The following is a 15,189-nucleotide window of genomic DNA, read 5'->3' on the forward strand; positions in this document are numbered from 1 at the left end:
CTTCAGGAAAGTCCGAGTTCGTTTTCGATGAAGTCGAAGATCTCGTCGTCGGACGCGGAATCGAGTCCGGCCTCCGCGAGGTCGTCCACCGGGTCCTGGGCGTGGCCCAGCTTCGACAGGAGGTCCTGCAGGCGGGTCGCGAGCCTGGTCCGGGCGGCCTCGTCCGCGGCCACCCGCGGCAGGTCCTGCTCCAGTCGGTCGAGCTCGGGGAAGACCAGCGGGACGGCCGCCGGCTCGGCCGGAGTGACCGAGTCCGCCAGGTGCGCCGCGATCGCGCTCGTCGTCGGGTAGTCGAAGAGCAGGGTGGCGGCCAGCCGCAGCCCGGTCACCCGGCCCAGCTGGTTGCGCAGTTCGACGGCGGTGAGCGAGTCGAAGCCGATCTCCAGCAGCCCGCGGTCGACGTCGATCGCGTTCGGGTCCGTGAACCCGAGGACGGTCGCCGCCTGGCTCCGCACCAGGTCCAGCAGCACCCGGCCGCGCTGCGCCTCGGACATCCCCGCCAGCCGGGCCATCAGCCCCCCGGCGTCCTCGGCGGCCGTGCCGCCGCCCGCGGTGCGGCGGGCCGCGGGCCGGACGGGCGTCCGGACCAGGCCGCGGAGCAGCGGCGGCACCGGGCCGGGGCCGCCGGGCCGGGCCGCCACATCGAGCCGCATCGGCAGCAGCACCGGCGCGTCCAGCGCCCGCGCCGCGTCGAACAGCGCGGCGCCCTCGGCGGAGGAGAACGCGACGATGCCGCCGCGGGCCAGCCGCGAGAGGTCCGCGTCGGCCAGCTTCCCGGTCATCTCGCTGCGCTGCTCCCACAGGCCCCACGCCAGCGACTGCACGGGGAAGCCCTGGGCGCGGCAGTGGGTGGCGTAGGCGTCGAGGAACGCGTTCGCCGCCGCGTAGTTGCCCTGGCCCATGCCGCCGAAGGTGCCGGCGATGGAGGAGAACAGCACCAGGGCGGAGAGCCCGAGGTCGCGGGTCAGCTCGTGCAGGTTGACCGCCGCGTCCACCTTGGGGCGCAGCACCCGGTCGACCCGCTCGGGGGTGAGCCCGCTCACGACGCCGTCGTCCAGCACGCCGGCGGTGTGCACGACCGCGGTGAGCGGATGCGCGCCGCTGACGCCGGCCAGCAGCCGGGCCAGGTCCGCGCGGTCCGCGACGTCGCAGGCGGCGAGGGTGACGTCGGCGCCGAGCGCCGTCAGCTCGGCGCACAGCTCCTTCGCGCCGTCGGCATCGCCGCCGCGCCGGCTGGTCAGCAGCAGGTGGCGCACGCCGCACTCGGCGACCAGGTGCCGCGCCATCACGCCGCCGATGACGCCGGTGGCGCCGGTGACCAGCACCGTGCCGGAGCCCCAGTCGGGGGCCGGCCGCTCGGCGGGGCCGGACGCGGACGGTGCGGGGACGCGGGCCAGCCTGGCGGCCCGGAAGGAGCCGTCGCGCAGGGCCAACTGGGGCTCGTCGGTGACGAGTTCGCGCAGGCGCGCGCCGATGTCCGCGGCGTCGGTGTCGGCTTCGGTGTCGATCAGGACGAACCGGTCCGGGTTCTCCGACTGCGCGGAGCGGACCAGTCCCCAGACTGCGGCGTGCGGCAGGTCGGTCACCCGCTCGGCGGGAGTGGCGGCCACCGCGCCGCGGGTGAGGAAGACCATCCGGGAGGACGCGAAGCGCTCGTCCGCGAGCCACCCTTGGACCAGCTCCAGCGCCCGGTCGAGGGCGGTGCGCACCGAGGCGGCGAGACCGTCGGCGTCGGCGGGCTGCGGCGGGCAGGCCACGAGGACGAACTCGGGCGGTGCCGCCAGGTCCGTGGCGGCGGCCAGGGCGTCCAGGTCCGGGTAGGCCGGCAGTCCCTGCGCCGCCGCCACGCCGAAGTCGTCGCCACCGACCAGGGCCCAGCCCGCGGCGGACGGCCGGGAGTCGGTGTTCGCGTCGAGCTCGGGCCAGTCGAGGACGTACAGGGAGTCGTCCGTGCCGGGAGCGCCCAGCCGCTCGGGCCGGGCCCGCAGGGCGAGCGAATCGACCGTGGCCACCGGCCGGCCGATCGGGTCCGACAGGGTCAGCGACACCGTGTCGGCGCCGACGGGCGTCAGCCGCACCCGCACCTCGCCGGCACCCGAACCGTGCAGCGTCACTCCCGCCCACGAGAACGGTAGCTTCCCGCCGCCGAGTTGGAGCGCCGGGCTCAGGGCGATGCTGTGCAGGGCGGCGTCGAGCAGGGCCGGGTGCAGGCCGTACGCGCCGGCGGCGGACTGCTGCTCCTCGGGCAGCCGCACCTCGGCGTGGACGGTGTCGCCGACCAGCCAGGCCGCCCGGATGCCCTGGAAGGCGGGGCCGTAGGCGAAGCCGCCGTCGGCGAAGCGCTGGTAGAGGTCGTCGACCTCGATCGGGGTGGCGCCCTCCGGCGGCCAGACGGCCTGGAGGTCGTACGAGCCCTCCTGCGCACCCAGGCCGAGGACGCCGGTGGCGTGGCGGGTCCAGGGGTGGTCGGGGTCGGCGTTCTCGGGGCGGGAGTGGATGGTGATCGAGCGGGTGCCGTTGTCGTCGGGGGCTTCGGTGGTGATCTGGAGGACGACGGCGCCGCGCTCGGGGAGGACGAGGGGTGCTTCGAGGGTGAGTTCGTCGACCTGGTCGCAGCCGGCGCGGTCGGCGGTCCGCAGGGCGAGTTCGAGGAAGGCGGTGCCGGGGAAGAGGATCACGCCGGAGACGGCGTGGTCGGCGAGCCAGGGCTGGGTCCGGACGGAGAGGCGGCCGGTGAGGATCAGGCGGTCGCTGTCGGCGAGGGGGAGGGCCGCGCCGAGGAGCGGGTGGTCGGCGGTGCCGAGGCCGGCCTGGGTGAGGTCGCCGGTGCCCTGGGGCGCGTCGAGCCAGTAGCGGTCGCGTTGGAAGGCGTAGGTGGGCAGGTCGACGCGGTGGGCGCCGGTGAAGACGGTGGTCCAGTCGATGCTCAGGCCGGTGGTGTGGATGCGGCCGAGCGCCGCGACGGCGGATTCCTCCTCGGGGCGGTCCTTGCGCAGGAGCGGGATGAACTCGCCGTCCTGGACGCAGGACTGGCCCATGGCGCTGAGCACACCGGCCGGGCCGAGCTCGATGAACCGGGTGACGCCGTGCGCGCCCAGCGTGGTCATGCCGTCGTGGAAGCGCACCGATGCGCGGACGTGCCGCACCCAGTACTCGGGCGAGCGGACGAGTTCCGGCTCGGCCACGTCACCGGTGACGTTGGAGACCAGGGGGATCTTCGGCTCGTGGTATTCCAGGCCCTGGGCGATCTGGCGGAAGTCCTCCAGCATGGGTTCCATGAGGGGGGAGTGGAAGGCGTGGCTGACGCGCAGGCGGGTGGACTTCCAGCCGCCCGCTTCCACGATGGCCAGGACCGCTTCCTCGTCGCCCGACAGGACGGTGGCGGTGGGGCCGTTGATCGCGGCGATGGAGACGCGGTCCTCATGGCCGGCCAGGAACGGCAGGACGTCGTCCTCGGAGGCGATGACGGAGACCATGGCGCCGCCGGTGGGCAGGGCCTGCATCAGGCGTCCGCGTGCGGCCACCAGGGCGCACGCGTCGGCGAGGGACCAGACGCCCGCGACGTGGGCGGCGGCGAGTTCGCCGACGGAGTGGCCGACGAGGAAGTCGGGGCGCACGCCCCAGGATTCGACGAGGCGGTAGAGCGCGACCTCGATCGCGAACAGCGCGACCTGCGCGTAGCCGGTGCCCTCCAGCGCGGCGGCGTCGGAGGAGAAGACCACTTCGCGCAGCGGACGGTCGAGGTGCCCGTCGACGGCGGCGAAGACCTCGTCGAAGGCGGCGGCGAACACCGGGAACGCCGCGTACAACTCCCGGCCCATGCCGACCCGCTGCGCGCCCTGACCGGTGAACAGGAACGCCGTCCGGCCGGACACGGGTCGGCTACCGTCGCTGTGGCCGTCGGCCAGGGACTCCAGGCCGCGCAGCAGTTCCTCGACATCACGCCCGACCACCGCCGCGCGGTGGTCGAACGCCGTCCGACCGGTCGCCAGCGAGTAGCCCACGTCCGCAGGGGACAGCTCCGGCGAGGCCGCCACGTGCTCCCGCAGCCGCCAGGCCTGGGCGCGCAGCGCCGCCGCCGACTTGCCGGACAGCACCCACGGCACCACCGATCCGCTGCCCGTGGAGGGCGTGTCGGCAGCGTCGGGGGCCTGCTCCAGGATCAGGTGGACGTTGGTGCCGCTGACACCGAAGGCCGACACACCGGCCCGGCGCGGGGCACCGGTCTCCGGCCAGGGCCGGGCCTCGGTCAGCAGCTCGACCGCCCCCGCCGACCAGTCGATCTTCTCCGACCGCTCGTCGGCGTGCAGCGTGCGCGGCAGCACACCCTGCCGGATCGCCATCACCGTCTTGATCACGCCCGCCACGCCGGAGGCGGCCTGGGTGTGGCCGATGTTGGACTTCAGCGCCCCCAGCCACAGCGGCCGGTCGGCGGGCCGTCCCTGGCCGTAGGTGGCCAGCAGCGCGCCGGCCTCGATCGGGTCGCCGAGCGGGGTGCCGGTGCCGTGCGCCTCCACCGCGTCCACGTCCGCCGGTGCGAGCCCGGCGGAGGCGAGCGCCGTCCGGATGACGCGCTGCTGCGCGGGTCCGTTCGGGGCGGTGAGGCCGTTGCTGGCGCCGTCCTGGTTGACGGCGGAGCCCCGGAGCACCGCGAGCACCGGGTGCCCGTTGCGCCGGGCGTCGGACAGCCGCTCCAGCAGGATCATGCCGACGCCCTCGGACCACCCGGCGCCGTCCGCCCGGGCGGAGAACGCCCGGCAGCGGCCGTCGGGGGACATGGCGCGCTGGCGGCTGAACTCGATGAAGCTGTCCATGGTGGACATCACGACCACGCCGCCGGCCAGTGCCATCGAGCACTCGCCCTGGCGCAGCGACTGCGCGGCCAGGTGCAGGGCGAGCAGCGAGGAGGAGCAGGCCGTGTCGACGGTCAGCGAGGGGCCCTGCAGACCGAAGGTGTAGGAGACCCGTCCGGAGGCGACGCTGCTGGCGCTGCCCGTCGCGAGGTAGCCCTCGAACTCCTCGGGCGCCTGCTGGAAGCGGGACCCGTAGTCGTTGTAGCTGGCGCCGATGAACACGCCCGCCTCGGTGCCCTTCATCGACTCCGGCGCGATGCCGGCCCGCTCGAAGGCCTCCCAGGAGGTCTCCAGCAGGAGTCGCTGCTGCGGGTCGATCGCCAGCGCCTCGCGCGGGGAGATGCCGAAGAACGTCGGGTCGAAGTGGTCGGCGTCGTACAGGAATCCGCCGCCGCGCGCGTAGAAGGTGCCGGGCTTGTCGGCGTCCGGGTCGTAGCGGCCCTCGATGTCCCAGCCGCGGTCGGTGGGGAAGCCGGCGACCGCGTCCCGGCCCTGGTCGACCAGCTCCCACAACTCCTCGGGGGTGGTCACGCCGCCGGGGAGCCGGCAGCTCATCGCGACGATCGCGATCGGGTCGTCGTCCACGGCCGCGGCCCCGGCCGTCGGCGCGGGCGCGGCGGGCCGGGTGCCGATCAGCTCGGCGTGCAGGTGCCGGGCCAGCGCGGTGACCGACGGGTAGTCGAAGACCAGGGTGACCGGCAGCCGCATGCCCGTGCCGGCCGACAGCCGGTTGCGCAGGTCGACGGCGGTGAGCGAGTCGAAGCCCAGCTCGCGGAACGCCCGGCCCTCCTCGACGGATGCGGGACCGGCGTAGCCGAGCACGGCGGCGACCTGGGCGCTGACCAGCTCCACCAGGGCCTGGACCGCCTCGCCGTCCGACAGGCCCGCCAGCTGCTGGGCCAGCGGGGAGTCACTGCCGCTCCCGCCGGCCGTCGTGCCGGAACCGGCGGCGCCGAGCACGCCGCGCACCTCGGGCAGTTCGGCGAGCGCGGGCGCGGTGGGACCGGCGGGCGAGGACGCCGTCAGCCGCTCCCAGTCGATGTCGGCCACGGCCACGTACGGGTCGCCCAGGTCGAGGGCCTGCTGGAGCGCGGCGATCGCCGACGCGGGCTTCATCGCCGGCATGCCGCCCTTGCGCAGCCGCGCCTCGGTGGCGTCGTCGACCAGACCGCCGCCGGCCCAGGGGCCCCAGGCGACGGAGGTCGCCGCCAGACCGGCGGCGGCGCGCTGCTGCGCCAGGGCGTCGAGGTACGCGTTGGCCGCCGCGTAGCTGCCCTGGCCGGGGCCGCCCAGCGTGCCCGCGAAGGAGGAGAACAGCACGAAGGCGGTGAGGTCCCGGCCCGCGGTCAGCTCGTGCAGGTTCAGCGCGGCGTCCACCTTGGGCCGCAGCACGGTGCGGGCCCGCTCCGCGGTGAGGGTGTCGAGGACCCCGTCGTCCAGGACACCGGCCGTGTGGAAGACCGACCGCACCGGGGAGCCCTCGGCGTCGAGGCGGTCGAGCAGGGCGGCCAGGGCGTCGCGGTCGACGGTGTCGCAGGCGGCGAGGGTGACGCGGGCGCCGAGTGCGGTGAGCTCGGCCTCCAGCTGCTGCGCGCCGGGGGCGGCCGCTCCGCTGCGGCTGACGAGGACGAGGTGCTCGGCGCCGTGGCCGGCCAGCCACCGGGCGACGTGACGGCCGAGGCCGCCGGTGCCGCCGGTGATCAGGGCGGTGCCCCCGGGCTGCCAGGTCCCGCGCGCCGCGCCTCCCGGCGTGGCGCGGACGAGCCGTCGGCCGAAGGCCGCCGAGGTGCGGACGGCGATCTCGCCCTCCGCGCCGTGCCGGCCCGCCAGGGCCGTGGCCAGGCGTGCCGCGGTGACGGGGTCGAGGGCCGCGGGGAGGTCGATCATGCCGCCCCATCGCTGCGGGTACTCCAGCGCGGCGATCCGTCCCAGGCCCCAGACCATCGACTGGAGCGGGTCCGCGACGGACTCCGGCCTGCCGGTGGTGACGGCGCTGCGGGTGGCGAGCCAGAGCGGGGCGTCGATGCCCGCGTCGCCGAGTGCCTGGATCAGCGTCAGCGTGTGGGCGAATCCGGCCGGCAGCTCGGGGTGGCCCGGGTGGCGGCCCTCGGTCAGGGCCAGCAGGGAGAGCACTCCGGCGGGGGCCGTGCCGTCCAGCGCCTCCCGGATACGGGCGGCGAGCGCCTCGCGGTCGCTGTCGTCCGCGCCGATCTCCAGGGGCAGCAGGGTCATGCCCTGCTGGGTGAGGGCATCGGCCACCGGGTCCGTCCCGGACCGGCCGGCGGGTGTCACCAGCAGCCAGGTTCCCGAGGGAGCGCCGGGCGTCGGCTCCGCCAGGGGCTTCCAGGTGATGCGGTAGCGCCAGGAGTCGGTGACGGCTTGTTCGCGGCTGCGGCGTCGCCAGGAGGCGAGGGAGGGGAGGAGGGGGAGCAGGGTGTCGGGTGCGTCGAGGTCGAGGGTGGTGAGGAGGGAGTCGAGGTCTTCTCGTTCGACGGCGTCCCAGAAGGCGCTTTCCGCGGGGTCGGCACCGAGGACGGTGGTGGCCGTCGTGGTGCCTCGGTCTTCGAGCCAGTAGCTGCGGCGGTCGAAGGCGTAGGTGGGCAGGTCGATCCGGTGGCGGGTGTCGGGGTCGAGGGCGGCCTGCCAGTCGAGGGTGGTGCCGTGGGTGAAGAGGTGGGCGGCGGAGGCGAGGAAGCGGGTGGGTCCGCCTTCGCCGCGGCGCAGGGTGCCGGTGACGACGCTGTCCGCGTTGGCTGCGTCGAGGGTTTCCTGGAGGGCCATGGTGAGGACGGGGTGGGGGCTGGCCTCGATGAAAACGCCGTATCCGTCGCGGGCCAGGGCTTTTGTCGCGGTGTCGAGTTGGACGGTCTGGCGGAGGTTGGTGTACCAGTACTCGGCGTTCAGGGTCGCGGTGTCGAGGGGTGTGCCGGTGACGGTGGAGTAGAACGGCACGGTCGTGGAGCGCGGTGCGATGGGGGTGAGGGCTTCGAGGAGTTCTTCGCGGATGCGTTCGACCTGGACGGAGTGGGAGGCGTAGTCGACGGGGATGATCTTGGCGCGGATGCCGTCGGTTTCGCAGGAGGTCTGGAGTTCGCGGAGGGCTTCGGGTTCGCCGGCGACGACCATGGAGGTGGGTCCGTTGACGGCGGCGAGGGAGATGCGCTCGCCCCAGGGCGCCATATGCTCGTGGAGTTGGTCCTGGGGGAGGGAGACGGACATCATGCCGCCGGTGCCGGAGAGGGCGCGGATGGCCTGGCTGCGGAGGGTGACGACGCGGGCGGCGTCGTCGAGGGTGAGGGCTCCGGCGACGCAGGCGGCGGCGATCTCGCCTTGGGAGTGGCCGATGACGGCGTCCGGGGTGATGCCGAGGGAGGCCCAGAGGGCGGAGAGGGAGACCATGACGGCGAAGAGGGCGGGCTGGACGACGTCGACGCGGTCGAAGGTCGGTGCGCCGGGGGCTTCGCGCAGGACGTCTTCGAGGGACCAGTCGACGAACGGGGCGAGGGCCTGTTCGCATTCGGCGAGGCGCTGGGCGAACACGGGTGAGGTGTCGAGGAGTTCGACGGCCATGCCGGCCCATTGGGAGCCTTGGCCGGGGAAGACGAAGACCCGTCGGCCGACGGGGCCCGCGACGGCGGTGGTCACGTTGTCCGCGGGGGTGTCGGCGGCCAGCGCGGCGAGGCCGGCGGCGGCGTCGGCGGTGTCGGTCGCGAGGATCACGGCGCGGTGCTCGAACACGGCGCGTGAGGCGATCAGAGAGTAGCCGACCTCGCCCAACTCGGTTCCGCCGTCGGCCAGGAGCGCGCCGAGGCGTTCGGCCTGGCCGCGCAGCGAGGCGGCACTGCGCGCCGACACCACCAACGGCACCACACCCGCAGTCATCACGGACGCGTGGTTCTCGACGGCGGCCGGCTCCTCCGGCGGCGCCTGCTCCAGGACGATGTGCGCGTTGGTCCCGCTCACGCCGAAGGAGGACACGCCGGCCCGGCGGGGCTCCTCGCCCTGCGGCCACGGTCGGGCCTGCGTCAGCAGCCGGACCGCGCCGGACTCCCAGTCCACCTTCCGCGACGGCTCGGCGACGTGCAGCGTGCGCGGCAGCACACCGTGCCGCAGTGCCATCACCATCTTGATGACCCCGGCCACTCCGGACGCCGCCTGGGCGTGCCCGAGGTTCGACTTGACCGAGCCCAGCCACAGCGGCCGGTCGTCCGACCGTCCCTGGCCGTAGGTGGCCAGCAGGGCGCCGGCCTCGATCGGGTCGCCCAGCGTCGTCCCGGTGCCGTGTGCCTCGACCAGGTCGACCTGCTCGGGCTTCAGCCGGGCATTGGCCAGCGCGGCCCGGATCACCCGCTGCTGCGCGGGGCCGTTGGGCGCGCTGAGGCCGTTGCTGGCGCCGTCCTGGTTGATCGCGCTGCCCCGGATCACGGCGAGCACCCGGTGCCCGTTGCGCCGCGCGTCCGACAGCCGCTCCAGCAGCACCACGCCGACGCCCTCGCCGAGGCCCATGCCGTCGGCGTCCTCGCTGAACGCCTTGCAGCGACCGTCCAGAGCCAGGCCGCGCTGGCGGCTGAAGCCGACCAGGCCGAGCGGGTCGGCCATGATCGCGGCGCCGCCGACCACAGCCATCGCGCAGTCGCCCTGCCGCAGCGACTGGACGGCGAGGTGCAGCGCCACCAGCGAGGACGAGCAGGCGGTGTCGACCGTGACGGCGGGGCCCTCCAGGCCGAGGGTGTACGAGACGCGGCCGGAGATGACGCTGGTCGACATGCCGGTGACCAGGTGGCCCTGCACGCCGTCGGGAACGTTCTGGTAGTCGATGCCCCAGCCCTGGTACGCCGCTCCGACGAACAGGCCGACCTTGTTGCCGCTCAGGGCCGAGGGGTCGATGCCGGCCCGCTCGAAGGCCTCCCAGGAGGTCTCCAGCAGCAGCCGCTGCTGCGGGTCCATGGCACCGGCCTCACGCGGCGAGATGCCGAAGAACGCCGGGTCGAAGCGGTCGGCGTCGTGCAGGAAGCCGCCCTCGGTCGTGTAGACCTTGCCGTGCTCGTCCGGGTCCGCGTCGTAGAGGCCGTCCAGGTCCCAGCCGCGGTTGACGGGGAACCCGGAGATGGCGTCCTTCTCCTCCGCGACCAGGTTCCACAGCTCCTCCGGGGAAGCGACCCCGGGGTAGCGGCAACTCATGGCGACGATGCCGATCGGCTCCCGTGAGGCCGCCGTGAGCTGCTGGTTGGCCCGCCGCAGCCGCTCGGTCTCCTTCAGAGACTCGCGCAGTGCTCCGACGATCTTGTCATCGGCGCTCGTCATCATCTGCTCCGCTCTTTGCGTCTTCTCAGAGGTCATTTGTCGTACGCCATGCGGATCAGCCCGTCGACGTCCAGATCGTCGATGGCGCCGGCGGAGTCGTCGTCGCCGGGCACCGCGGCGGAATCGGTGTCGGGCGACTGGGCCAGCCTGCGCAGCTCGTCGAGCAGCCCGGACTCCTGGAGCCGCAGCAGCGGAATGGAGTCCAGCAGCTCCCTGACCTCCGCCTCGGCGGGGTCGGCCGGGACCGCGCGGCCCTGGTCGGGGAAGAGCGCGGCACCGAGGTGCTCGGCCAGTGCCCGGGCCCGCGGGTAGTCGAACACCACCGTGACGGGCAGGCGCAGCCCGGTCGCGGCGGTCAGCCGGTTGCGGAGGTCGACGGCGCTCAGGGAGTCGAACCCGAGCTCCCGGAAGGCCCGCGACTCGTCGACGGCCGCCGGGCCGGGGTAGCCGAGCACCGCGGCGATCTGGGTGCACACCAGCTCGGAGAGGGCGCGCCGGCGGTCCTCGGCGGACAGCCCGGCCAGCCGCCGGCGCATCGAGGAGTCGTCGGCCCCGGCCTCGGCCGGGGCGGCTTCGGTGGCCAGGATCCTGGCCACCTCCGGCACTCCGCCGAGCAGCGGGCTGGGCCGTGCGGAGGTGAACACCGGCACGAACCGCTCCCAGTCGACGTCCGCGACGACCACCACGCCGTCGTCGCGGTCCATGACCCGCTGGAAGGCGTCGATGGCCAGCCGCGGCGACATGAACGGGATGCCGCGGCCGCGCAGCTGCTCCTCGGCGAGGTTGGCCGCCATGCCGCCGCCGTCCTCCGGGCTCCAGATGCCCCAGACCACCGAGGTGGCGGCGAGGCCCCGGGCCCGGCGCCGCTCGGCGAGGCCGTCGAGGTACGCGTTGGCCGCCGCGTACGCCCCGTGGTCCCCGCTTCCCCAGACCGCGGAGATGGAGGAGAAGAGCACGAAGGCGTCCAGGTCGGCGCCGTCGAACACCGCGTCCAGGTTGGCCGCGCCGACGATCTTCGCGTGGGCGGTGTCGGAGAACTCCGGGAGGTCGGTGTCCGCGAGCGGCACGAGCACGCCCGCGCCCGCGATGTGCATCACGGTGCGGATCGTCGAACCGTCGGCCTCCACCTGTCGGACCAGCGCGGTCAGGGCGTCGAGGTCGGTCACGTCGCAGGCGGCGAGGGTGACGCGGGCGCCGAGTGCGGTGAGTTCGGCTTCCAGCTGCCGCGCGCCGGGGGCGGCCGCTCCGCCGCGGCTGGTGAGGACGAGGTGCTCGGCGCCGTTGAGGGCCAGCCAGCGGGCCGTCCGGCTGCCGATGCCGCCGGTGCCGCCGGTGATCAGAACGGTGCCGCGGGGCTTCCAGGCCGGGACGGGATCCGCCGCGGCCGACGACCGGACCAGCCGGCGGACCAGGATCCGGGTGCCGCGCACGGCCAGCTGGTCCTCGTCCTCGGGGCCGGCCAGGGCCGCGCACAGCAGCGCGGCCGCGCGGCCGTCCAGGCTCTCGGGGAGGTCGATCATGCCGCCCCAGCGCTGCGGGTGTTCGAGGGCGGCGACCCGGCCCAGGCCCCACACGGCGGCCTGGACGGGGTCGACCGGCCCGTCGCTGCCGGCGGTGCCGGCGGGGGCGGTGGTGACGGCGCCGCGGGTGGCGAGCCAGAGCGGGGCGTCGACACCCGCGTCGCCGAGCGCCTGGATCAGCGTCAGGGTGAGGCCGAGTCCGACCGGCAGGTCCGGGCAGCTCGGGTGCGGGCCCTCGGTCAGGGCCAGCAGGGAGAGCACTCCGGCGGGGGGCGTGCCGTCCAGCGCCTCCCGCAGCTGCGAGGCGAGCGCCTCGCGGTCGGCGTCGGCCGGCTTGACCTCCAGGGGCACCACGGTCATGCCCTGGCCGCGCAGTGCCTCGATCACCTGCTGCGCCTCGGGGGCGCCGGCGGGGACCACGACCGGCCAGGTGCCGGACGGCACGGTGGTCCTGGGATCGGCCAGGGGCTTCCAGGTGATGCGGTAGCGCCAGGAGTCGGTGACGGCTTGTTCGCGGCTGCGGCGTCGCCAGGAGGCGAGGGAGGGGAGGAGGGGGAGCAGGGTGTCGGGTGCGTCGAGGTCGAGGGTGGTGAGGAGGGAGTCGAGGTCCTCGCGCTCCACGGCGTCCCAGAAGGCGCTTTCGACGGGGTCGGCGCCGGTGGTGGTGGCGGTGCTGGCGGTTGCGGGTTCGAGCCAGTAGCTGCGGCGGTCGAAGGCGTAGGTGGGCAGGTCGATCCGGTGGTGGGTGTCGGGGTTGAGGGCGGCCTGCCAGTCGAGGGTGGTGCCGTGGGTGAAGAGGTGGGCGGCGGAGGCGAGGAAGCGGGTGGGTCCGCCTTCGGCGCGGCGGAGGGTGCCGGTGACGATGCTGTCCGTGTCGGTGGTGTCGAGGGTTTCCTGGAGGGCCATGGTGAGGACGGGGTGGGGGCTGGCCTCGATGAAGACGCCGTATCCGTCGCGGGCCAGGGCTTTTGTCGCGGTGTCGAGTTGGACGGTCTGGCGGAGGTTGGTGTACCAGTACTCGGCGTTGAGGGCGGCGGTGTCGAGGGGTGTGCCGGTGACGGTGGAGTAGAACGGCACGGTCGTGGAGCGCGGTGCGATGGGGGTGAGGGCTTCGAGGAGTTCTTCGCGGATGCGTTCGACCTGGACGGAGTGGGAGGCGTAGTCGACGGGGATGATCTTGGCGCGGATGCCGTCGGTTTCGCAGGAGGTCTGGAGTTCGCGGAGGGCTTCGGGTTCGCCGGCGACGACCATGGAGGTGGGTCCGTTGACGGCGGCGAGGGAGATGCGCTCGCCCCAGGGCGCCATACGCGCGTGGAGTTGGTCCTGGGGGAGGGAGACGGACATCATGCCGCCGGTGCCGGAGAGGGCGCGGATGGCCTGGCTGCGGAGGGTGACGACGCGGGCGGCGTCGTCGAGGGTGAGGGCTCCGGCGACGCAGGCGGCGGCGATTTCGCCTTGGGAGTGGCCGACGACGGCGTCCGGGGTGATGCCGAGGGAGGCCCAGAGGGCGGAGAGGGAGACCATGACGGCGAAGAGGGCGGGTTGGACGACGTCGACGCGGTCGAAGGTCGGTGCGCCGGGGGCTTCGCGCAGGACGTCTTCGAGGGACCAGTCGACGAACGGGGCGAGGGCCTGTTCGCATTCGGTGAGGCGCTGGGCGAACACGGGTGAGGTGTCGAGGAGTTCGACGGCCATACCGGCCCATTGGGAGCCTTGGCCGGGGAAGACGAACACCCGCCGGCCGACGGGGCCCGCGACGGCGGTGGTCACGTTGTCCGCGGGGGTGTCGGCGGCCAGCGCGGCGAGGCCGGCGGTGGCGTCGGCGGTGTCGGTGGCGAGGATGACGGCGCGGTGTTCGAACACGGCGCGTGAGGCGATCAGGGAGTAGCCGACCTCGCCCAACTCGGTTCCGCCGTCGGCCAGGAGGGCGCCGAGGCGTTCGGCCTGGCCGCGCAGTGAGGCGGCACTGCGCGCCGACACCACCAACGGCACCACACCCGACCCCGGCAGCGCGGCGGCCACGTCGGGCCCGCCCTGCGCCTCCTCGGCCACCCCGTCCTCGGGGTCCTCCGCCGGCGCCTCCTCGATGATCGTGTGGGCGTTGGTGCCGCTGGCACCGAAGGAGGACACGCCGGCCCGCCGGGGCTCCTCGCCCTGCGGCCACGGCTGCTCCCGCATCAGCAGCCGCACCGCGCCCGACTCCCAGTCCACCTTCCGCGACGGCTCGTCCACGTGCAGCGTGCGCGGCAGCACACCGTGCCGCAGCGCCATCACCGTCTTGATGACCCCGGCCACGCCGGAGGCCGCCGCCGAGTGCCCGAGGTTGGACTTCAGCGAGCCCAGCCAGAGCGGCCGCTCGGTGGGCCGCCCCTGGCCGTACGTCGCGAGCAGGGCGCCGGCCTCGATCGGGTCGCCCAGCGTCGTCGCCGTGCCGTGCGCCTCGACCAGGTCGACCTGCTCGGGCTTCAGCCGGGCGTCGGCCAGCGCGGCCCGGATCACCCGCTGCTGTGCGGGGCCGTTCGGGGCGGTCAGGCCGTTGCTGGCGCCGTCCTGGTTGATCGCGCTGCCCCGGACGACCGCGAGCACCTGGTGCCCGTTGCGCCGCGCGTCCGACAGCCGCTCCAGCAGCAGCACGCCGACGCCCTCCGCCCACACGGTGCCGTCCGCCGCCTCGGAGAACGCCCGGCAGCGGGCGGTCGGGGACAGCGCGCGCTGACGGCTGTACTCGATGAAGCCGGTCGGGGTCGCCATGACCGTGGTCCCCCCGGTCAGCACCATCGACGACTCGCCCTTGCGCAGCGACTGGCAGGCCAGGTGCAGCGCCACCAGCGAGGACGAGCAGGCGGTGTCGACCGTGAGCGCGGGCCCCTCCAGGCCGAGGGTGTACGAGACGCGGCCGGACAGGATCGCACCGGACGCGCCCAGCGACATCTGGCCTTCCAGGCCCTCCGGGAGGTCGGTGACATTGCTGCCGTAGTCGAAGTCCGTGGCCCCGATGAACACGCCCGTCCGCGACCCGCGCAACGAGCCGGGCGTGACCCCGGCGCGCTCCAGCGTCTCCCAGGCGACCTCCAGCAGCAGCCGCTGCTGGGGGTTCATCGACAGCGCCTCACGGGGCGAGATGCCGAAGAAGGGGGCGTCGAACCGGTCGACGTCGTCGAGGAACCCGCCCTCGCGGACGTAGGTCCGCCCCGTGCGGTCCGGGTCCGGGTCGTAGAGCGTGTCGAGGTCCCAGCCGCGGTCGGCGGGGAACGGCGTGATCGCGTCCCGGCCCTCGGCGACGAGGTCCCAGAGGTCCTCGGGGGTCCGGACGCCTCCCGGGAAGCGGCAGCCCATCGCCACGACGGCGATCGGCTCGTGCTCCTTCTCCTGGAGCTCCTCCAGGCGCTGACGGGCCACACGCAGGTTGGCGGTTGTCCGCTTGAGGTAGTCGCGAAGCTTCGCTTCGTTCTCCATCACTCGTCAGCTCCTCGAAGACCGTGAAACGGAAGGCCGTGGGTGGGTGTGCGGTG

2 protein-coding genes are annotated in these 15,189 nt (G+C 74.3%); both read right to left on the reverse strand.

The window, feature by feature from the left end; all coding sequences use genetic code 11:
- Positions 1 to 2: 2 nt before the first annotated feature.
- Entirely contained in the window at positions 3 to 10,136 is a 10,134-nt protein-coding gene (locus tag ACFC0B_RS00925) for a type I polyketide synthase (protein WP_376082315.1), read from the reverse strand.
- A 53-nt stretch (positions 10,137 to 10,189) separates the two neighbouring features.
- The gene (locus ACFC0B_RS00930) at positions 10,190 to 15,133 is read right to left on the reverse strand and encodes a type I polyketide synthase (protein ID WP_376080295.1); all 4,944 of its coding nucleotides are present in this window, start codon (positions 15,131 to 15,133) and stop codon (positions 10,190 to 10,192) included.
- Positions 15,134 to 15,189: the final 56 nt, after the last annotated feature.

The organism is Kitasatospora sp. NPDC056184, assembly GCF_042268405.1.
Lineage (GTDB): Bacteria > Actinomycetota > Actinomycetes > Streptomycetales > Streptomycetaceae > Kitasatospora.

Coding starts and splice junctions, on each gene's coding strand:
- ACFC0B_RS00930 (WP_376080295.1), bottom strand. CDS start 15,133: ATGGAGAACGAAGCGAAGCTTCGCGACTACCTCAAGCGGACAACCGCC.